This is a genomic window from Thiomonas sp. (genome assembly GCF_054608695.1).
Genome location: NZ_JBTRXV010000081.1, coordinates 1 through 19,528 on the forward strand (window position 1 = coordinate 1; position 19,528 = coordinate 19,528).

Annotated in this window: 22 protein-coding genes, 1 tRNA gene, 2 pseudogenes and 1 riboswitch; of the genes and pseudogenes, 11 read left to right on the forward strand and 14 right to left on the reverse strand. The window is 61.8% G+C overall.

Annotation, left to right across the window (positions count from 1 at the left end; translation table 11 throughout):
• The first annotated feature begins 404 nt into the window (after nucleotides 1-404).
• From ACYCUK_RS18995 to ACYCUK_RS19005, 3 genes are all read left to right on the forward strand, one after another.
• A complete protein-coding gene (locus ACYCUK_RS18995) occupies nucleotides 405-1,181 on the forward strand; it encodes a GntR family transcriptional regulator (RefSeq protein ID WP_461596229.1) in 777 nt (258 codons plus the stop codon).
• Nucleotides 1,182-1,280: 99 nt separating this feature from the next.
• Nucleotides 1,281-2,540: a D-amino acid dehydrogenase gene (locus ACYCUK_RS19000; RefSeq protein ID WP_461596230.1), complete on the forward strand. Its 1,260-nt coding sequence runs from the start codon at nucleotides 1,281-1,283 to the stop codon at nucleotides 2,538-2,540.
• A 114-nt stretch (nucleotides 2,541-2,654) separates the two neighbouring features.
• Nucleotides 2,655-2,757: riboswitch (TPP riboswitch) on the forward strand.
• Between the two features lie 356 nt (nucleotides 2,758-3,113).
• Nucleotides 3,114-3,941 (forward strand): thiazole synthase, encoded by an 828-nt coding sequence (locus ACYCUK_RS19005; RefSeq protein ID WP_461596231.1) that lies wholly within the window; start codon nucleotides 3,114-3,116, stop codon nucleotides 3,939-3,941.
• Nucleotides 3,942-4,081: 140 nt separating this feature from the next.
• Here ACYCUK_RS19005 and ipdC read toward each other — a convergent pair whose 3' ends face one another.
• From ipdC to ACYCUK_RS19050, 9 genes are all read right to left on the reverse strand, one after another.
• Nucleotides 4,082-5,719 carry an indolepyruvate/phenylpyruvate decarboxylase gene (gene ipdC / locus ACYCUK_RS19010; RefSeq protein ID WP_461596232.1) on the reverse strand — a complete coding sequence of 546 codons (1,638 nt, stop codon included), beginning with the start codon at nucleotides 5,717-5,719 and terminating at the stop codon, nucleotides 4,082-4,084.
• A gap of 115 nt (nucleotides 5,720-5,834) precedes the next feature.
• The gene (gene ubiT / locus ACYCUK_RS19015) at nucleotides 5,835-6,332 is read right to left on the reverse strand and encodes a ubiquinone anaerobic biosynthesis accessory factor UbiT (protein WP_461596233.1); all 498 of its coding nucleotides are present in this window, start codon (nucleotides 6,330-6,332) and stop codon (nucleotides 5,835-5,837) included.
• Nucleotides 6,333-6,380: 48 nt separating this feature from the next.
• Nucleotides 6,381-7,349 carry a U32 family peptidase gene (locus ACYCUK_RS19020; RefSeq protein ID WP_461596234.1) on the reverse strand — a complete coding sequence of 323 codons (969 nt, stop codon included), beginning with the start codon at nucleotides 7,347-7,349 and terminating at the stop codon, nucleotides 6,381-6,383.
• 36 nt (nucleotides 7,350-7,385) lie between these two features.
• The gene (gene ubiU, locus ACYCUK_RS19025; protein ID WP_461596235.1) at nucleotides 7,386-8,411 is read right to left on the reverse strand and encodes a ubiquinone anaerobic biosynthesis protein UbiU; all 1,026 of its coding nucleotides are present in this window, start codon (nucleotides 8,409-8,411) and stop codon (nucleotides 7,386-7,388) included.
• An 8-nt stretch (nucleotides 8,412-8,419) separates the two neighbouring features.
• Nucleotides 8,420-9,151, reverse strand: a complete 732-nt coding sequence (locus tag ACYCUK_RS19030) for an anaerobic ribonucleoside-triphosphate reductase activating protein (protein WP_461596236.1) — start codon at nucleotides 9,149-9,151, stop codon at nucleotides 8,420-8,422.
• A gap of 13 nt (nucleotides 9,152-9,164) precedes the next feature.
• On the reverse strand, nucleotides 9,165-9,326 hold the full coding sequence (gene nrdD / locus ACYCUK_RS19035; RefSeq protein ID WP_461596248.1) for an anaerobic ribonucleoside-triphosphate reductase: 162 nt from the start codon (nucleotides 9,324-9,326) through the stop codon (nucleotides 9,165-9,167).
• 71 nt (nucleotides 9,327-9,397) lie between these two features.
• Nucleotides 9,398-11,428: a ribonucleoside triphosphate reductase gene (locus tag ACYCUK_RS19040; RefSeq protein WP_461596249.1), complete on the reverse strand. Its 2,031-nt coding sequence runs from the start codon at nucleotides 11,426-11,428 to the stop codon at nucleotides 9,398-9,400.
• Nucleotides 11,429-11,839: 411 nt separating this feature from the next.
• Nucleotides 11,840-12,085: a DUF3079 domain-containing protein gene (locus ACYCUK_RS19045; RefSeq protein ID WP_461596237.1), complete on the reverse strand. Its 246-nt coding sequence runs from the start codon at nucleotides 12,083-12,085 to the stop codon at nucleotides 11,840-11,842.
• A gap of 82 nt (nucleotides 12,086-12,167) precedes the next feature.
• Complete coding sequence (locus ACYCUK_RS19050) at nucleotides 12,168-12,431, reverse strand: DUF2249 domain-containing protein (protein ID WP_461596250.1); 264 nt, start codon at nucleotides 12,429-12,431, stop codon at nucleotides 12,168-12,170.
• Nucleotides 12,432-12,493: 62 nt separating this feature from the next.
• On the opposite strand from ACYCUK_RS19050, the gene ACYCUK_RS19055 reads away from it, so the two are divergent.
• Nucleotides 12,494-12,763: an Rrf2 family transcriptional regulator gene (locus ACYCUK_RS19055; RefSeq protein WP_461596238.1), complete on the forward strand. Its 270-nt coding sequence runs from the start codon at nucleotides 12,494-12,496 to the stop codon at nucleotides 12,761-12,763.
• 26 nt (nucleotides 12,764-12,789) lie between these two features.
• Here ACYCUK_RS19055 and ACYCUK_RS19060 read toward each other — a convergent pair whose 3' ends face one another.
• Complete coding sequence (locus ACYCUK_RS19060) at nucleotides 12,790-13,194, reverse strand: hypothetical protein (protein WP_461596239.1); 405 nt, start codon at nucleotides 13,192-13,194, stop codon at nucleotides 12,790-12,792.
• Between the two features lie 54 nt (nucleotides 13,195-13,248).
• Here ACYCUK_RS19060 and ACYCUK_RS19065 point away from each other — a divergent pair, with 54 nt between their 5' ends.
• Nucleotides 13,249-13,548 (forward strand): hypothetical protein, encoded by a 300-nt coding sequence (locus ACYCUK_RS19065; protein ID WP_461596240.1) that lies wholly within the window; start codon nucleotides 13,249-13,251, stop codon nucleotides 13,546-13,548.
• A complete protein-coding gene (locus ACYCUK_RS19070) occupies nucleotides 13,508-14,035 on the forward strand; it encodes a hemerythrin domain-containing protein (protein ID WP_461596241.1) in 528 nt (175 codons plus the stop codon). The genes ACYCUK_RS19065 and ACYCUK_RS19070 overlap by 41 nt, the downstream gene beginning before the upstream one ends.
• Nucleotides 14,036-14,323: 288 nt before the next feature.
• On the opposite strand, the gene ACYCUK_RS19075 is transcribed toward ACYCUK_RS19070, so the two are convergent.
• From ACYCUK_RS19075 to ACYCUK_RS19090, 4 genes and pseudogenes are all read right to left on the reverse strand, one after another.
• Nucleotides 14,324-14,396 (reverse strand) — tRNA-Asn (locus ACYCUK_RS19075).
• A 492-nt stretch (nucleotides 14,397-14,888) separates the two neighbouring features.
• Nucleotides 14,889-15,097: pseudogene (locus ACYCUK_RS19080) on the reverse strand (antitoxin MazE family protein).
• 199 nt (nucleotides 15,098-15,296) lie between these two features.
• Complete coding sequence (locus ACYCUK_RS19085; RefSeq protein ID WP_461596242.1) at nucleotides 15,297-16,541, reverse strand: type II toxin-antitoxin system HipA family toxin; 1,245 nt, start codon at nucleotides 16,539-16,541, stop codon at nucleotides 15,297-15,299.
• Nucleotides 16,538-16,873: a helix-turn-helix transcriptional regulator gene (locus tag ACYCUK_RS19090; protein WP_461596243.1), complete on the reverse strand. Its 336-nt coding sequence runs from the start codon at nucleotides 16,871-16,873 to the stop codon at nucleotides 16,538-16,540. Before ACYCUK_RS19090 ends, ACYCUK_RS19085 begins: the two co-directional genes overlap by 4 nt.
• Before the next feature lie 231 nt (nucleotides 16,874-17,104).
• Here ACYCUK_RS19090 and ACYCUK_RS19095 point away from each other — a divergent pair, with 231 nt between their 5' ends.
• From ACYCUK_RS19095 to ACYCUK_RS19115, 5 genes and pseudogenes are all read left to right on the forward strand, one after another.
• Complete coding sequence (locus tag ACYCUK_RS19095) at nucleotides 17,105-17,311, forward strand: DUF3563 family protein (protein ID WP_461596244.1); 207 nt, start codon at nucleotides 17,105-17,107, stop codon at nucleotides 17,309-17,311.
• Nucleotides 17,305-17,571 carry a hypothetical protein gene (locus ACYCUK_RS19100; RefSeq protein ID WP_461596245.1) on the forward strand — a complete coding sequence of 89 codons (267 nt, stop codon included), beginning with the start codon at nucleotides 17,305-17,307 and terminating at the stop codon, nucleotides 17,569-17,571. Before ACYCUK_RS19095 ends, ACYCUK_RS19100 begins: the two co-directional genes overlap by 7 nt.
• A gap of 120 nt (nucleotides 17,572-17,691) precedes the next feature.
• Nucleotides 17,692-18,026: pseudogene (locus tag ACYCUK_RS19105) on the forward strand (recombinase family protein); the annotation flags it as partial.
• A 98-nt stretch (nucleotides 18,027-18,124) separates the two neighbouring features.
• Nucleotides 18,125-18,355, forward strand: coding sequence for an addiction module antitoxin (locus ACYCUK_RS19110; RefSeq protein WP_461596246.1), 231 nt, complete (start codon nucleotides 18,125-18,127; stop codon nucleotides 18,353-18,355).
• Complete coding sequence (locus tag ACYCUK_RS19115; RefSeq protein WP_461596247.1) at nucleotides 18,342-18,668, forward strand: type II toxin-antitoxin system PemK/MazF family toxin; 327 nt, start codon at nucleotides 18,342-18,344, stop codon at nucleotides 18,666-18,668. Before ACYCUK_RS19110 ends, ACYCUK_RS19115 begins: the two co-directional genes overlap by 14 nt.
• The last annotated feature ends 860 nt before the right edge of the window (nucleotides 18,669-19,528 follow it).

Here is a 19,528-nt window from a genome sequence, read left to right on the forward strand (position 1 = left end):
AGCGCCACCGCAATGGGAATGGCCGCCACCACAAACGACAGCAGCAGCGAGCCCGCTACAGGCGTCAGCGGCTGCGCGAAAAGAATGCCCGCAGGTAAAGCGGTCGACAGGGTCATGGAGTCTCCTTCCAGGAAATTGAATGGATTGGGAATGGCTTGCGCTCTTCGGTGACGTCAACTCGCATGCTTGATGTGCGGGTGACTCTCGGCGCGACCCCTGGTTGGAGTCTCTGTAGCCTAACGCTTTCAAGAAGCATTGGTCATTTGGTAAGACCTATATCTATTAGAAAGGTGTTCCTTCATGTCGTCAAGAAATCAGCAAAGCAGACTGAATCTGTCGGAATTTGAAAAGCTTCCCCAATTTAAAATAAAATTGGTCATACCAGAATGGACGAGGCAATACGCATGGATATCATCAAACTGTCGGATACGATCGCAAGCGACCTTGAACGGCGCATCCTCGAGGGCTCCTTGAGGGCCGGGGATCGTCTGCCGCCTGAGCGTGAGCTGGCCGAGCAGCTTGGTGTGTCACGGCCCTCCCTGCGTGAAGGGCTACAAAAATTGGTCTCCAAAGGCCTGATACGCACGCGCCAGGGTGGCGGCACGGTCGTGACCGACAGGCTGCAGGCAAGCTTCGTCGATCCGTGGAGAGATATGCTCAGCGGACATCCGACCCTGCAGCACGACCTGCTGGAATTCCGGCACATGTTGGAAAGCCAGGCCGCGCTATTGGCGTCGGAACGTGCCAATGATTTCGACCTGAAACGCATCGGTGTGGCGTTCGATGCGTTGGAGTTGGCCTATGAGCAAGACGACCTTCAGGCTTGCATCAAAAATGATGTTGAATTTCACCAAGCGATCGCCGAAGCATCCCATAACGTCCTGATCGCGCATCTCAGTGCAAGCCTGCATCGACTGATTCAGGATCATGTGGAAAAAAATCTGCACTACCTGCATGCCCACCCCGAGAAGTGGCAGCAGTTGCGCGAGCAACACCGGGACATCTGGGAGAAAATGCGCGCCCGTAGTTCGCAAGCGGCAGCGCTGGCCGCAAGGCAGCACATTGCTTTTGTGCAGAAAAACATGTCTGAAACTGCGCTGGAAGAATTGCGCCTTGAAAGCGCCAAGCGTCGCATTCAAACGGGGTCTCTTTCGCCGTCGGACCATGGAGCCGGCTCGTAGCACCCGAGCGGGCTGGCCTTCGCTCCGGTCAGCGCAGTGGCTTGGACCTGGCTCGCCGGGGCGCGTTTCCTCGCAAGCAGATTTTCCTAGGGACATCCGATGAAAGTGATCGTTCTCGGCGCCGGTCTGATCGGCATCGCATCGGCGTACTTCCTGCGTCAGCAGGGTCACGAGGTCATGGTGGTCGACCGCCAGGCCAAACCAGCCGCGGAAACCAGCTTTGCCAACGGAGGCCAGATTTCCGTGAGCAACGCCGAGCCCTGGGCCAACCCGAGTGCGCCATTACAACTGTTGAAGTGGCTCGGAAGGGCCGATGCTCCGCTGCGGTTCCGCTTGCGCATGGACCCGAGGCAGTGGCGCTGGGGCATGCAGTTCCTGGCGGAATGCCGACCGGGGCGTACGAGCCACAATACGGCGCAGCTGATTCGCCTCGGCACCTACAGCCGTGAGGTGCTGCGGCAACTCCGCCGGGAGCGCGGTATCGCCTATGACCACCGCGCACAGGGCATTCTCCATTTCTACACAAGCCGCAAGGCATTTGAAAACGTGGCGATTGCTGCGGCCCGGATGCGTGCCTTGGGCTGTGATCGACGCGTCATTTCCGCCGACGAGGCCGTGCGCATCGAGCCCGCGCTGGGGCATATCGGCGCCAAGCTCGTCGGAGCCACGTTCACCGCCGAAGACGAGTCGGGAGATGCGAACTGTTTTGCCCGCGAACTCGCCGGGCGCTGCGAAGACGACGGCGTGCAGTTCTTGATGAGCCACACCGTCACTGCGCTGCGTGAGGCGGGAGGGCAGATCGACCACGTTGAGGCGACCGACGAGGATGGCCGCTTTCAATGCATACGCGGCGATGCCTACGTGCTCGCGATGGGAAGTACGAGCGCCTTGCTCGCCAAGCCGCTGGGCATCGAGCTTCCCATCTATCCGCTCAAGGGCTACTCGGTGACCATGCCGGTGAAGGACCCCGCGATGGCGCACCAGGTTTCGTTGAGCGACGATGCCCACAAACTCGTGTTTTCGCGCCTTGGCGATCGCTTGCGCATCGCAGGTACGGCCGAGTTGAATGGCTATGAGCGAAACCTTGACCGTCAGCGCTGCGAGGCCATCCTCAAACGGGTCGAGGAACTCTTTCCGGGCGCGGGAGACGGCGCGCAAGCGCGGTTCTGGACCGGCCTGCGCCCGGCGACACCGGGCAACGTCCCCATCATCGGGCGCAGTCGCCTGCGCAATCTCTTTCTCAATGCCGGCCACGGCAGCCTGGGCTGGACCTTGTCTTGCGGCTCAGGCAAGAGCATCGCGCGCATCATCAGCGGGCTCGAGCCAGAAGCCGATTTCTCGTTCGTCGGCGGCGCATAGCGCATTCGAGCAAACGACCTGGGGCCCCACTTGGTTGGGCGAATCTTGTGCGGTCTTCGACACGTGCATCGACGGCTGGTCGCATTGACGGCCATGCCGTCCTATGCCAGAATCTTCATCGCTCCGGGGTGCATGAATCGACGTGCTGAGATGGTCAAACCAAACCCGCGAACTTGAACCGGTTAGTCCCGGCGGAAGGAGAGCTTGGATTCCAGGCTGGCGGCGCCCCGAAAGCGCCAGTCGCCTGGGGCACCCTCCGAACAGTCAGTTTCATCACGATCGAAGGGGGCTTGACATGCATGCGGATGGCAGTTTGCTCACACACGGCTTGCTGACGTACAGCCCGATTCCCGCACAGCCCCAAACCTATCTTGCAAGCTCGCGCTCCGAGACGGCCGAGCGTGCATGCGCGGGCGAATGCTTGGCCCATGCCGCACGCCAGGGATGTCCGGGCGTTGGCACGACGCCACCACAGGCCCGGCAGCCCGGCACCCCTGCGCAGGGTCGCTGTAGGCGGCCTCATTCTCTTTTTTAGACCCACCGTCAGACTTGAACTGACAAAGGACTCAAGCCATGTATCGAGAATCAACGACTGGCGCTGACGCTGGTTGGAGTGTCGCGGGCGTCAAGCTCGAGAGCCGATTCCTGTTGGGCAGCGCCAGCTACCCATCGCCGCAGGCCCTGAGCGGTTCGATTCGCGCCTCCGGCACGCAGGTCGTGACCGTCGGTCTCAAACGGGTTCTTGCTGCGCAGGAAAGTGACGGCTTCATCGCCGCCCTGCGTGAGACCCTGGAGACATGTGGCGCACGTTTGCTGCCCAATACCGCTGGGTGTTACAGCGCGCGCGATGCGATCGAAATGGCGCACATGGCACGCGAGCTCTATCAGACCCATTGGGTCAAGCTCGAAGTGATCGGCGAGGAGCACACCCTGCAGCCCGATCCCGTCGAACTCGTGGAAGCCGCGCGCGTGCTGGTGCGTGAGGGTTTTGTCGTCTGGCCCTACTGCACGGATGACCTGTTGACCTGTCGGCGCCTGCTTGACGCGGGCTGCGAGGTGCTGATGCCCTGGGGCGCGCCCATCGGTTCAGGACAGGGCTTGCTCAACCCGTTCGCACTGCGCACGCTGCGCGAACGCCTGCCGGATGCCACCCTGATCGTGGACGCCGGCCTCGGTACGCCTTCGCATGCCGCACAAGCCATGGAGATGGGGTTCGATGCCGTGCTGCTGTGCTCGGCGGTGTCGCGCTCGCGCGATCCGGTCGAGATGGCACGAGCCTTCGCGCTGGCGATTGAGGCAGGACGCCGTGCTTGGCGAGCTGGCGCCATCGCCAAGCACGATCGCGCAATCCCGAGCACACCGACCGGCGCGAAGTCCCAGAATCCTCGACCCTGCGTTTAGGCGTACGCTGAACAAGCCTCTCGTGCGCATCGCATTTCCACATCGAGCGCTGCATCGCGGAGGCTTGTTCAGCATCGTCTAAGGCCAGGCCACCCGCGGCGCAGTGGTTCGGCAGCATGGCTTTGGCCGGTTGATGAGTTCTACCCAGCCGGTGCCGACAACCGCCGCACAGCATGCACATACCGCTCCAGCGTTGGTGACAGCGCCCCCGGTGCCAGTCGAATGTCCAGCAACTGAAAACGTCCTCGCGTGGCGTGGGCATGCTCGAGTGCATTTTTGAGTTCCAGGCGCGTGCGCACCACGACGCCGTCACCCCCCATGCCAGTCGCCATCGACGCAAAGTCCCACGTCGGCAATGCGGTGAAGCGAGCGCCAGGCTCGAACACCTGGAGCATTTCCCATGCCGAGTTATTGAAGACTAGAACGATGGGATCCCATCCATAGTGGCAGGCATTGCCCAATTCCCACCCTGTCATTTGAAAGGCACCGTCACCGACCAGAATGATGGGGCGCTGCCCCGTGGACGCTTGCAAGCCCAGCCCTGCCGGCACGCCATAGCCCATGGTCGCGTAGTAGCCTGGGGCGATGAGTTCGGTCGGCCCGATGTCCATGGCCGTGAACAGGCAATCCCCGACATCGCTGGCAAGCGGCATCGCGCCATGCCGTTGCATCAACGAGTTGACGGCAGCAGCAATGTCGAGCGGGTTGACTGGTGCGTCTTCAGCGTCTTCTGCGGGGAGTGAAAAAACCTCCGAGCGCTGTTCGGCACGCTGGACCTGCGCAGCCGGTACCCGCTCCAGCAGGGCATCGATCAGCGCCGCGAGTGGTACGTCAGGGTAGACATGATGTCCCATCACCACACGACCCTCAAGCGCCTGGATGGCGTGCCGAAGATCGATGCGTTGGGCCGACACGGCAAAATTGGTGTCCGACACGATCACCCCGAGCAGCAGCAGCGCATCGGAGTTTTCAACCTCGGTGGCGATGGCCGGGTCTCCAGCCAGACCCAGATAAGTGCCGCGCAGAGGAACCTCGGCTCCGGTCAACAAACCGCGCCCCATGAAACTGGTCACCACGGGAATCCCCAGTCTGCGCGTGAGTTCGGCCACGCGGGATTCCAGCGCGTAGCGCCGCACTTCCACGCCAACCATCAGGACGGGGTGTTGTGCGCCTTGCAGGCGCGATAGCAGTTCATCGGCGCAGGTGGCCAGAGCCTCCGCATCATGCTTGGGCCAGGGGAGGGTGGGTACTGCCCCGCAGATCCGTCCAGGCATGTCCCGCGGTATCTCGATGTAGACGGGACGTGATGCGCGCAGTGCTGTGTCGAGCACCCGTGCAATGTGTTGAGGCGCGGTGGACGGATCATCCAACCTGGCACGATCGACGGTTATTTCCTGATAAATCTTCCACTGCGAATCCAGGGTCTTGACCTGATGGTGCAGCAGATAGCCGCTGGCGGCCTCGTGCGTGGCGGGTGCTCCGGAGATCACGACCACGGGGACACGTTCGGCGTAGGCGCCAGCCACGGCGTTGACCATGTTCAGTGCGCCGGCTCCATAGGTGACGGCCGCCACCCCCAAACCGCCGCGCAGGCGTGCGGCAGCATCCGCCGCGAAACCGACTCCTGGTTCGTGGGAAAACGTGTAGAGGGGCAGGGCGGCGCAGCGCTCGAATTCGCGAAAAAGCGGTAGGGCAAAGTCGCCGGGAATCCCGAAAATTTCGGTAGCCCCTCGCTGTTTCAGGGCATGCAGCAAGCGTGCGGTCAGTGTGGTCGTCATTTCCAGGCTCGTCGGGTTTGAAAGCGTTGCATGCACATGGCTGCCGTACCGATCGGTCGATACGCCAAGCCGGGTTCGACGGTTCGCGCAGGTTTCAGTCATCGCTTCCCGGTACTCAGCGCCATAAGGGGCCGATGGCATCGAGCGTGTTTTTCAACATCAACCCGAATTCGGTATCGCCTTCCATCACCAGTGCGCGCTCAAAAAACAGCCGGTCGGCATCGTCGATGCCTCGCACCAGGCGCCATAGGGACGCGCTCGTACTGCGGATGGTGACTGCAGCGGGGTCATCGAGTGGCGCGACCCTGAACCCCTGAGCGTTCAGCCGCAAACGAAGTCGCAGCCCAAGGTCTTCGAGATCCAGGCAAACCGTCCGCCCAGACCACGCCGAATGCGTCTCGGAATCCAGGTGCGGGAGCAAAACGCGATCAAGCAGGCGTGCCAGCGCAAACGATGGAGGTTGCATCGGCAACGCGCGAACGACTTGGCGCAACGGTTCGGGAATGGATGCGGCAATGTGCACGGCGGCACTCCCCAGGGCGTTCAGCCAACGGGCAGAAGCGCCCTGGTGAACGTCGCTCGAAATCGCGAAGTCATGCTTCGACATGGACATGTTCAACATTCCTTGATGGAGTTCTGCCAGAGCAATGCCGCTGCGGCGTTAGACACTGTTCAGAACAAATTGCATGCCGGGCTGGCGGTGGACGTAACCATTGACCAAGGTGCCCGGCAAGCGCATCGCACGCAGGGTCGCCAGTGCGTCATCGGCCGATGCTCCCTGGTTGTAAACGGCGTCGAACTGCGCGAGCACTTCCATGAAGCCCTGGCTGCAAGGCGATAGCCGAAGGCGCGAGACGCCCGCCTGTTGCAGGGCCTGGGCCTCCCCGATCAGGGCTTGCACGCCGGCTGACTGAACCTGGGTTCCGTTCAAACAAAGGAAGGGTTGGCCCTCGCTGCTGCTGAGCAAGAGTCCGTCCGCATCATCAAGGCAGCGGAACGCACAGGAGTCCTTGTGCAAGTGATGATGCCGTGCGGTGAAGCATCGCGCCGAGAATGAAAGTGGCAGGCGCCCAAAAGCCCAAATCTCGGTGGGGATCTCGTCTCCACTGACCGCGCGCACCGGATTGCCCCTTGGGTTCACGCAGGCAATGGCATCCAGCGATAGCTCCGCTGGGGCAACCCATCGCCCTGCGCCCCATGCGGCATGTTCCAAAAGCGCCTCCCGGCTGTAGATGTTGAGATGGGGGCCGAGAACAAAGGGCTGGAGATCACGCGGCCCACGCCGCGCCTGCACAAGGGCCTGGATGGCCGACACGTCACCGGCTTCCACCGCGAATTCATCCTGATTCACCAGATCGCGCACGGAGCGCAACTCGCTCTCGCTCATCACCAGGGCCTGAGAAGCCAGGATCACCTCTTTGCCCGCAGCCTGCAATTCACGCCCCAACGCCAGCCAGTCGGCGAGCTTCATCTCGTGCCGGCGCGAGCAGACGATCTCTCCCAGCACGACGGTATCCGCAGCGCTGTCAGCGACATGCTCATAGAACTGCATCAACGCAGGTCTTGGCCACCAATACTGAACAGGGCCTACTGTCAATGCGAATCTTGGGGTGGTGACGAGGTCAGTCATGGCGTGTGTATCCATTGAGGGGGGCTGCGCGAGTTGCTAGCGCCAGGGCCGGTCATAGGCGCCAAGCGTGTGCTGTTGCCCTTCAGCCCACCGCGCAAGTTGCGCCGACCATGCGGGAAGCACCGCATAGCGATGGGGCGATACAGCCAGATCGATGGCGGCACGCCAAACCCGCGTGACCTCGGCGACGTAGCTGGGGCTTCGCTGGCGGCCTTCGATCTTGATCGCCTTGACACCGGCGTCGATCAATTGGGGCAGCAGCTCGAGCGTGTTCAAGCTGGTGGGCTCTTCAAGTGCGTAGTCGCGCACCCCGCCGACATCGAACCGGCCCTTGCACAGGGTTGGATAAGCCCGTGGCTCATCGGGCGCGTAGCGGTCGATCAGGACATCGCTCAGACGCGCTTCGACGGTGTCGCGACGATCGACCCAGCGCACGGCTGAAGGTGGCGAGCACACACCGGCATTGTTGGGCGACTGGCCGGTTGCATAGGACGACAGCGCGCAGCGGCCTTCCACCATCACGCAAAGACTGCCAAATCCGAACACCTCGATGTCGACGCTGGTGTGCCGGATGACATGCGCCACTTGCGACAAGGTCAGGACGCGGGGTAGAACCGCGCGTTGAATGGCGTAGTGCTCACGGTAGAACTCGATCGCTGCGTAGGACGTCGCCGAGGCCTGCACGGATAGATGCAGGCGCATGTCCGGATGATGACGCCGCGCATGGGCCAGCACGGCGACATCGGCCACGATCAGGGCGTCGGCCCCGAGTTCGACTGCGCGATCAACCGCCCGAAACCAGGGCTCCGGGTCTTGCCCTGCGGCGAAGGTGTTGAGTGCCATCAGGACCTGAGCGCCATGCCTGTGGGCATAGGCAACGCCGGCACGAATCTGTGCATCATCGAAGTTCAAACCTGCGAAGTTGCGCGCATTGGTGGCGCCGCGCAAACCCAGATAGACAGCATCTGCGCCTGCGTCCACTGCCATTTCCAGGGCTCGCAGGGAACCCGCTGGACAGACGAGTTCTGGTTGCCGCTTGGTCATCGAAATGGGGGATTCCATGAAGGATCTCAACGTTGATTCAGGAGGGGTGAAGGGAGGCGAAAGGCGTTGGCGTCATCCCCGCGCAGCTTGAAACCGGGCATCTGCAGGCCCTGGATTTGCTTGCTCAAGGCGCCGCGATCCAGGCTTGATGGATGCGCCAGCGTTTGCCCGGGCAAGCGGCAGTCTTGCACCACCCATTGGCGCACGCCCCGATCGGCGAGCATCTTGCCCAGGGACAACAGTTCTGCTTCGCTGAAGAGGCCCGCATGCCAGGTCGTGCGGCATTCGAAGGGTACGCCCGAAGCCAGAAGATGATCCAGGGATGTCCTTGCGCGGCGGCCGCTGCCTGGAGTGCCGGTGATCGTGTCGTAGAGGCTCCAGGGCGCCTTCACATCGAACCCCACCCAGTCGACCAGAGGGAGCAGCGTTGCGAGGCGCTGGGGATACATGCCGGCCGTGTGCAGCGCAATCTCGAAACCCAGGTCGCGTACCTGCTGCATGGCCTCGGCCAGCGCGGCTTGCAGCGTGGGTTCCCCTCCGGAAAAAACCACGCCGTTCAGCAACCCACGTCTGCGCTCCAGGAAGTCCAGCACGGACTCCCAGGACATGCCTGCTGGAGCCGCAGCCTCAAGCAGGTGCGGGTTGTGGCAGTAACCGCAACGCCAGGGGCACCCCTGGCAGAAGATCACGGCGGCGAGCTTGCCGGGAAAATCAATGCTGGTCAGGGCGGTGATCCCGCCCACACGCAATGCGTCCATCCGTATGTGCGCTTCAGGCGCCGAGCATGCTCGGTTGCTCGGCGAAAAATCGTCGTTCCAGGTGTTCGCCCTGCTTGCCGATGTTGAAGCTCGACACCGGCCTGTGGTAGCCCATGACGCGAGTCCAGACCTCGCATGCCTGGCGCTCGTCGTCGAGCAGTCGCGGCTGCATCATGTTGGGTTCGGTGGGGTGGTTGGTCTGTGACAAGGCAGTTCTCCAGAGTGGTTGGTGTGGCCGTGAAGGCCCTAGGCGGCAAGCAGGCCCTGTTTGCGCGCGAGGATTTCCTCATCGCACTTGGGGCAGAAAGGGTGCTCGCCCGACAGATACCCGTGCTTGGGGCAAATGGAAAAAGTGGGCGTGACGGTGATGTAGGGCAGGCGAAAGCGCGTCAGCGCGCGGCGAACCAACTCTTTGCATGCCGCGCCGCTGGACAGTTGCTCGCGCATGTAGAGATGGAGCACGGTGCCTCCTGTGTACCTGGACTGCAAGGGCTCCTGCCGCTCAAGGGCCTCGAACGGATCATCCGTGAAGCCCACAGGCAATTGCGACGAGTTCGTGTAATAGGGGCGTGTCGCCGTGCCAGCCTGAAGGATGTCCGGAAAGCGTTTGCGATCTTCTTTGGCGAAGCGGTAGGTGGTGCCTTCAGCGGGCGTAGCTTCCAAGTTGTAGAGATGCCCGGTCTCTTCCTGAAAGGCCACGATCCGGTTTCGGACATGGTCGAGGAGGCGCACGGCAAAGGCATGGCCCCAGGGCGTGGTGATGTCCTGCGCGTCGGCGGTGAAGTTGCGGATCAGCTCGTTGATGCCGTTGACCCCCAGCGTCGAAAAATGGTTGCGCAGGGTGCCGAGGTAGCGCTTGGTATAGGGGAACAAGCCCTGGTCCATGAGGCGCTGGATGACCTTGCGTTTGATCTCCAGGCTTTGCTTGCCCATCTCCAGCAGGGCATCCAGTCGGCTGAGCAAACCCGACTCGTCGTCGCGGTGCTGATAACCGAGTCGAGCGCAATTGATCGTGACCACGCCGACGGAACCGGTCTGCTCCGCCGAGCCAAAGAGGCCATTGCCGCGCTTGAGGAGTTCGCGGAGATCGAGTTGTAAGCGGCAACACATGGACCGCACCATATTGGGAGTGAGGTCGGAGTTGATGAAGTTCTGGAAGTAGGGCAGCCCGTACTTGGCAGTCATTTCGAACAGCCGCTGGGCATTCTCGGATTCCCACGGAAAATCTGCCGTGATGTTGTAGGTCGGGATCGGAAAGGTGAACACGCGCCCTTTGGCGTCACCGGCCGTCATGACATCGATGTAGGCGCGGTTGATCAGATCCATCTCGACCTGCAACTCGCCGTAGGTGAAGGGCATCTCCTCGCCTCCGATCAGCGGGGTTTGGCCGCGCAGATCCTCGGGGCAAGTCCAATCGAAAGTGAGATTCGTGAATGGAGTCTGCGTTCCCCAACGGGAGGGAACGTTGAGGTTGTAGATCAGCTCCTGTATGCACTGCCGCACGGCGGGATAAGACATCTGATCCCGGCGCACAAAGGGCGCCATATAGGTATCGAAAGATGAGAAAGCCTGGGCGCCGGCCCATTCGTTCTGCAGGGTTCCCAGAAAATTGACGATTTGCCCAACGGCAGACGTCATGTGTCGTGGGGGTCCCGCCTCGACCTTGCCGGGGACCCCATTGAGTCCCTCGTTCAGCAACGTGCGCAGTGACCACCCGGCGCAATAGCCGGACAACATGTCGAGGTCGTGGATGTGGAGATCGGCGTTGCGGTGCGCCTCGCCGATCTCGGCGGGATAGACGTGCGAAAGCCAATAGTTGGCAGTCACCTTGCCCGCCACGTTCAGGATGAGCCCCCCCAAAGAATATCCCTGGTTGGCGTTCGCATTGACGCGCCAGTCGGCTCGACTGAGGTATTCATTCACCGAGCTTTCCACATCGACCAGGGCTTTGTAGTCTTGTCGCAGCTTGGCATGCTGCTCGCGATAAACGATGTAAGCGCGAGCACTCTTGAAGTAATTGGCTGCGATGAGCGCGTGCTCAACGACATCCTGGATCTGCTCGACGGCTGGCGCCTGATTGCCAAAGCGATGGATGAGGACTTTGATGGCATCGTCGCCAAGTGCTTGGGCCTCATCGGACCCGAACTCGCCAGTGGCTTCTCCGGCCCGGCGCAAGGCCGAAAAAATCTTCTGCGCGTTGAAGCTCACGCGAACGCCATTGCGCTTGATGACCTCGCGGGGAAGGCTCAGATGGTGCTCTGCTGCTCGGTGGTTCATCTCTTTCTCCTGGCGACGCAAACACTATATCTAGCGTTTTATGGTCTTGTTAACTACTAGATGTAGTCATGACCTAGGTCAAGGAAGATCAAGATTTCGATGGCGGGTGCTTGGAGCGCGGCGCAGCCATTCGCCCTTCCAACACTTGTCGGGAGTCGAGATGCATTGGGATGACGCGATGGGCACGGGCGGCGACAACATGCGCGGAGGCAGCTGCGCGCACGAGGGCAAACGCCTGGGGTTGGACGGCAAGACCACCGGCTGCCAGAAAACACCGGCATCGACGACAGGCAGATGGCAACCGTTTTTGCCGCTTCGATCCAAGGATTGGGCCATCAGCCCACGTGCCAGGCCCACAACACGGCTGGGCGATACAACGGCACAGCTTGATGCCGTCCTGGTTGGGCAGCCTCAAACAATGCCGCCAGAACGAGCTGCTGATGCATCCCGAACAGCAGGTTGTTCTGGTGATCCAGCATCACAGGCTGTCGCGGCGTCGAGGCCAAAATCGAGCCAGTCTTCCCCCAAAAGCTCGACGGGATGTTGCGCACGTTCCGAACCGTTTCCGCACCTCATGGAGTCCGCAGCACAGTACCTGTCGCATCCCCAGCAGATACGCTCGGGGTGAATTGGATGGGTCGGAAATTTTTTGGCCATGTCAGATCCCCTTCCCAAAAGCGAATGAAGCCATCGATGGTGCTCGGGGTTTCTATTCGACCACAACAGTTCGTCCGGAGATTCAGGACTTCACGATCGAGAAGTTGATCAACACCCCGTCCGGTGATCGCGACTGATACGCAATGTGCAGCCGTTCGCCATAGCGCTGCTGGATTTGTGCAAGCAGCGGAAGCGGATCATGGTCGTTGAAGAACTCCATGGTTTCACCGGGGTCAAGAGCATCGAGGGCGCCGAAGATGGTGGCATGTCGAAAGCGTTTGGCGATTCCGGTCGTAGTAGTGATCGGCCGAACTGGCCGAGTGCCGAACTGGCGACCAAGCTCAATGTGTCGCGAGATCACCTGATCAAAGTTCTGCAGCGCCTGGCCGCCGGGGTCATGTACAAACGATGCGTGGGGCGGGCGGCGGCGTGCGACGGCTCGGGCGGCCGACATCCATACGGCTGGGTGAAGTGCTGGCTTGGCTGGAGGATGATCAGGCGCTGGTCGAGTGTTTTCGCGAGGACGGTGGAAACTGCGTGCTCACGGGATTTTGCGCCTTGCGCCCCAGGCTGGAACGCGCGCCGTGCGTTTATGCGGAGATGAACAGCAGCACCTTGGCCGAATGCATCAATCCAGCGCTGCGTAGATTCGTGGATAGCGCCGCCCCCGTGGCCTGACCGGCCATGGCGTCGGCGCGTTCGACTCAAGCCTGTGTTTCGACGAAAAGCCCTTTTTCTTCGCGTTCAAAATGATGTTCAAGCAGATGCTGGAACGGCAGGGTGGCGTCGAGCAGGGCCAAGCGTTCCTTGCCGTCGCTGACCTGGACAGGCAAGGTAGAGAGTGCATTGCGCCATTCGGCGAGCATTGTTGAAAGCTTGCCGTGCTCGGCCAGGTAGACCTTCGCCGCCCATCGCGCGGAGGCCGGAAGTCTCGGAATCAAAGCGCCCTCCTCATGTGCGATATGGGTTTGCTGCTGTTCGTGCAAAGCCGTGAGCGCTTCGCGCGCTTGGGCAATGTCGCCGCCCAGCAGCGCCAATCGCGCCCGCTGCAGGACGCCGAGCATCTGCTCATGCTCCGCAACCAGATCCTCATGCAAGGTCGTCGACATCTCGCTCTCCAATCGATGGCACCGCAACATGGTATGGCGACATGACGTTGCTCGATGTTTGATGACGACGTCACGCCGACCGTTCAAATATGCATTGATCTTGAATGTTTTGTGATCTACGCTTTCACCGCGTGGTTCGAGGTGATCACGAGCATCGTGCCCTTCCAACGCCTGAAGCCCTGGCTCGGTACCGTCTCGCTCCGCGCGCAATGGTTCATGGTCATCGCATCGACCTGCCTGAATTTTTCAAAGACGAGACTCCATCATGCGGATCGATCATCTTGCGGGCTCGGCATCTGTCGCCGGCTTCGAGGTGCCCCTGGAAATGCTTTCCGCTTGTCATGGGCGCGTTGAGGCGCAGTGCGCAACCTTACGCCGCCTGCTCCCTCACGTGGTCACGTACGGAGCGGACCAAGACGCCCAATGGGCAGCTTCCAGGGTGATGCGCTATTTCGATACCGCCGCCAAAGACCACCATGCAGACGAGGAGCAGGATTTGTTTCCCGCCTTGCTCGAGTCCATGGCCGGATCGGGAGCGGTTGATCTGCACGACATCATCACAACCTTGACTCGGCAGCACCGGGAGATCGAGACTGCATGGAGGCAATTGCGGCTGAGTTTGGCGCGCTTGGAAAACGGAGATCCGCTAGGTCTCGACGCCAACGAGGTCGAGGCCTTCATTCAGTTCTACGAACGCCATATCGCATGCGAAGAGGAAGAGCTTTTGCCGATGGCCAAACAGCTTCTGAACGACGAAATACTCGACCGCATCGGCCGTGCCATGCGCAGGCGCCGCAGCATCGACAACATCGATGGATTGGCGCTGCGCCCCGGAAGCTGAAGCGCCTAGTTTTCTTGCAGGATGATCGTCGGAAAAGGGTATTTCTCGCGCAATCGCAGGCACTGCACAGGAGGCACCGCCCATTCGAATGAGCTTGGCGGCCATAAGCGCTAGGCAGCGGGGGTCGCATCGATTGCGCCCAGACTTGGTTTGATTGCGCGCGATCACGCGACGCTCGGCGACCGGATGTCACTGACAAAGTCACTGACATCGCCGGATTTGCGGCCCGAAAAAGCATCAAGGCCCGACAGCTTGCGCTGTAAGGCCTTGATTTACCTCTGTATTTCTTGGCTCCCCGACCTGGGCTCGAACCAGGGACCTGCGGATTAACAGTCCAGTAAAATGGCAAGTAATTTCTGGATTTTAGGCTTAAATCTGCTTCGCAAAGTGGCCGTGGAACATCTCGTGGAACAGGCTTAAATACTGAGCCGGATTGCGATTGCGGAGCGCCCTCGATCTCTGATGCAGCACAGGGCAGTGCACAGCAATTTGGAGTTGGAGGTTTGCCGAGCATCCTGAGCAATCTGGCGCTTTAGTTTGCGATTCCTAGGAACACGGCCAGGCATCGCGCGAACTCCAACATGGCAGTGGGCTCCAGGCTGCCGAAGGCCGGTCCAATTTTTTCCCGCTTGACAGTTGGAGCTTTGTCCACCATCATCTGCGAAGGCCTCTGCAAACCGTTTTTTTTCCGTGCTAGGCGCAACTGTGATACGCAGCAGCGGCGCGGCGACGCGCGTGCTTGTCACTGGCAAGGCCGTGACGGCTGCGCATGCGTCGTAGTGGTCCGCCTGCATCACCAGTGCGGGCCTTGCCAAAGTCTCCCTGCATGGCGATGGTCACCAGGTTGCCCCCCTCATATCGTCCAGCCATCCACGCCGGCCAGTGTCTCGTCCAGCTCCTGGTGCAGAGTCGCATCAGCTTGATCTGATTGTGCGACAAGCCGCGACTGGCGGAGGCACTCTCGGCAAAACCTGCCCTTCGCGTGTCCGGTACCCAGATTTGCACTGGACGCAGACCTGCTAGTCGCAGTGCGGTGCGGTGCGGTGCGGTGCTTCTGAACACGCGAATTGATATGGGTCGCAGCCATGGCGTTGATCAAAAGTGACATATCGGGCACGCCTTTCAGGTCGTGCTGTCGGACCCCGCTTGGGGCGCGCCCGTGACCGAGGACCAAGGCAAGGGCCAAGATGGCAAAGAGGTTCATCATAGGTCATCTTCCTGTTAGGGGCGGCCGGGTGGGTTGGCGAGCCTGGCGGCCGGCTCATCGTGTCGGCAGTTCTGAGGCAAAGACCGCAGCCCAGTCCTCGGGGTGAACACCAGCAAGCCCCGCTGCATGCCGCTCAAAAATGGCTCGCCAGCGCGCTCGCACCGAGGCAAAGATGTCCACAATCTGCGCTTGCGCCGCATCGGGCCCCAGCCCCGCGAGTTCACGCCCCGCGGCCATCAGGTTCGCCAAGCGGGCCGCCTTCCCACCGCCGCGGGTCAGCGCCATGCGGAAGGTCGTCATCCCCGTGCGGTGGAAGAACGGCATGACGTCATAGAGCGGGGAGAGCTCCCAGGTGCCAAGGCCGACCTGGCGCAAGCTGGTGTTCCAGGGATGGTCGTCGCCATTGCCAACGGCGGCATTGAGCACGATGCGTCGAAACAACTCCAGGCCATCACCGGGCTCCCGCAGCTTCGAGCGCAGCAACACGTAACTGCGGCGCGGGTCCTCCACATCGGACGACGGGTAAAGCCCAAGCGCGGTGGCGGCGCTGACACAGTGATGCACCGCCCCATGGGGACCGGGCTCTCGGTCGAATCGGGCGATGCGCAGCGCCAGAACGTCATGGACCCTCTGCACGCCATGCGCCGGGACGCGCAGGCCCAGTTCCGCACCCAGCGTGAGCGCGGTTGCCTCCGCCACGACGCTGTCAGCGCGCTCCGACGGCAGGGCGAACTTGAGCAGGACCGGCGTGTCGATGCCATCCGGTGCACTGCGGTACGTCGCCGCAAGCTTGGGACGCTCGCCGCCCATGGCTCCCGACGACGACTCCAGCGAAGCGTCGCGCAGCGACTGCTCCGTCAGCGATGCCGCAGCCGCGGCCAGCAAGGCCTCGGCCGGTGGTTTGTCCGCAAGGCTGCCCACGAACAAGGCACCAAAGCCATCCGGGGGGGCATAGAGCAGGCGCTCCCACCAGCCCCAGGGCTCATCCGTGGCCGCTCCAGCCGATGCGCTGGGCAGCGCGCGCAGCGTGTTCTGCAGGACACCGCGTGACCATCCCGACAGCGCCACATCGCAAAAGACGGGATGCGGCGCCACCCCGGTGACGACGAAGGCTGAACCTTGCTTCCTGCGGATGCCGGTCGGGTCCAACTCCCAGGCGCTTGTCCCCATGGCCAGGTAGTCCGGGTCAAAGACAAACTCCCACCGCGAGGTCTCCTGCGTCAGCTCGCCGACGCGCACAGGCATGCGATGGCCCTGCGCGTCCACCATCCAACGAAATACGGGGGCGCGCCGCGTCATGGCTGGACCTCGCTCGGCGTCCGGCGCCGACGGAATCGGGGCAGATGCGCCCGGACCGCGTCCTGGTAGGCAGGGTCCTGTGCGGCGCTCGCCAGGCTGTGCTGCAAGGCGCTGTCGTCCAAGGCCCAGAGCAGTTTGGCCACGTCCGCGAAACGGGTGGACAGCAAGCCGCTTTCGATGCCGATGAGCGTTTGCCGGCTGATGTCGCTGCGCGCGGCCAGGTCGGCCTGGCTCATCCCACGGGCAAGGCGCATGAGCCGGATACGCGTGCCCACCTCAGCCACGAATTGGGTGACCTCGAGGGGCTCGGCAAGGGGGTCTCTGCGAGACATGATGTCTATCATTATAGACAACTTATTCATTCATGTCTGAAATAAACGACACCATGGGTCAGAGTGGGTCGATGGGGTGGACCTCCTGCAGTGTCAGTGCAGGCCCCTCGACACCCCCACTGATGCTGCAACGCAACACGGATGCATCTGGTCCTTGAACCCTGGCGAGGAAGTGCTAAATTAGGGTTAACCCGAATCACCTTGAAAGGCCCCTCACGAGGGAGAACCATCATGAGCACGTTCAAGCAGTTTTTGCAGAAGGTTTTTTCAGGCCTCGAATCGCAAGAGCAACTCGACGAAGACTATCTGGCGCAGTCCGTCGACACCGCCGACCTCGGGCGTCGTATCCACGAGCTCGAATACCGTGGCAGTTCGCATGAGAGTCTCCTGCTGCACGCCACAGTTCCGGGGCATCAGGGCCGGAGGCTGCTGTGGTAATCACGTACAACAAAGCTGGTCAGAGCCCAGTGGGCGGCTCCAAACCGCCAGCAGGCTTGACGCAGTTCAGTGGCTTTGCCCCCTTGGCGTCGGCAGCCAAGGCGCTGCTGCGAGCGCCGTTCGATGCGATGCGCGAGCAGTATGCGCATGCAGTCCGAGCCGGGCTCAGCGAGCGCTCGCTGCTGGCTTCGGCCAAGTTTGAGCGCAAGCTGGGCGCCCTGGAGCGGGCGACTCTGGGCCCCTGGGCACGGCGGGTTTGAGCTTCACCATGTGCGGCCTTAACGGCCGCGGCGTTTGACGAATCCCCGGTCTTGCAGGGCAAAAGCAAGCTGCCAGGGATCGTCTGCGCGCCCTGACTATGCGTGAAAACGTGTACGCCGAAGCTCCATCGCTTGGAGCGCGCCGTCAAAGGCCTTGTGGATCTGGTGGAATCACTCCAGGCCCTGAGCATTCAGTTCAGGAGCCTGACCGATTCGATCCATACATCCATCCCTTCCGGGCGGTTCTGCTTCCATGTCATGGTCAGCCCGGCGCAGATGGAGCGTGAGCTGATCGCCGAGCGCCCCAAGGCTGGATTGCAGGCGGCGCGCACACTCATGGCGCAGGGCACGCCGGCCAAGGATGTGGCGGCCACGTTGGGGTGTCGGTGCCGACGCTGTATCGCTGGGTGCCAGCGGCGGGGGTGGAGATGGACTTGACCCTGGCCGCTTCATGATCCCGGCGTTGCAGCCGATGGCACCCCACCAGGTCCAGCTTTGAACTGGACAGTGGAAGACCTACAATACGTTATGCATACAACGTATCGAGATCGCCATGCACAAGCGAATGACCATTACCCTGGATGAAGCGGTGTACGACGGCCTGCACCGGGCCATCGGCAAGCGCCGCATCAGCCAGTTCATCGAAGACTTGGTGAAGCCCCATGTCCTGGATACCGTCCTGGATGTCGGCTACCGCGCCATGGCAGCCGATGCCGAACGCGAAGCCGAGGCGCTGCAGTGGTGCAACGCGCTGGCCCAGGATGTGGCTGATGCTGCGCGGTGAGGTCTGGTGGGTGGAATTCGATCCGGCCGTCGGCAGCGAAATCCGCAAGACGCGTCCAGCCGTCATTGTGAGTAACGATGCGGCCAATCGCAATCTCGCGCGCGTGGTGGTCGTGCCCCTGACCAGCAACACCAGTCGCCAGTACCCTGGCGAGGCGCTGGTGACGCTGGACGGCAAACCCGGCAAGGCGATGGCCGACCAGATCATGACGGCTGACAAGGCAAGGCTGAAGAGCAAGCTCAGCACGCTCTCCAAGGCGGATCTCACCGCCATCGAGGACGCCATCAGCATCCACTTGGGATTGCCGCGGTAGCGTGGCGCCACCATGAAAAAGTCATCCTGGCTGACCATGATCGGATCGATGCGGTCACTGACATCGCCCGCGCCTTCTTTCTGGACATGCTCGGGATGGAGGAAGACGCCTACCTGGTGACCGACGAGAGCCGACTCAGCGACTTCGCGCGCTGTGGATTGCCTGACGACTTGGCTCCGGCAACCGCGACGTTGGAAGAACTCTTTGCCGTCTGGAATGCTTGGATGATCCCAAGAATTTGCACACGGTGTGGGCTGGGCCCTGGGTTTGGCAATGGCCACTGCGGACATGAATGACCGCGCCGATGCGGGCGCCGGCGGCATGCGGCATCGCACCGTGGCGTACACGTACACCAACCCGCTGGGCGACGTTCAGAGACTCTAGGGTCGCGATGGCCACGTACGCTGGGCCGTCTTCACGCGGCAAGATGGCGGTCAGCGCATGAATGATGAGAGGGTCCAGACGGCATGGGGCACTGAGGTGCGCCATGCGACCCATCAAGGCTTGTCATGGCGGAGTGGTGGATGTGACTTTGCGCGCAAATTCGACAGCGGCCATGGCTGGATCCTTCAGGCGGAACAAGACGGTGCACGATGCGGCGCATGGCGCAGAGCATCTCGCTGACTGAAGCCTAAACAGGAGCTGGCCGTCTGTCTGTGACGGAATTCACGGTTTGTCGGGTTGACACGACCGGCTCCCGCCGTTTCCTGCTCCCGCCGTTTCCCGCTCCCGCTGACGTCGGCTGGCGTCGACTTGCATCCGCTCGGTCCCGTGCTGAGATGGTTGGCATCCCCATCCCGGAGAGCCCACGATGCCAACCCACCCGACAACCCGCCCCACCCCTCAAGCCTCATCCCCAG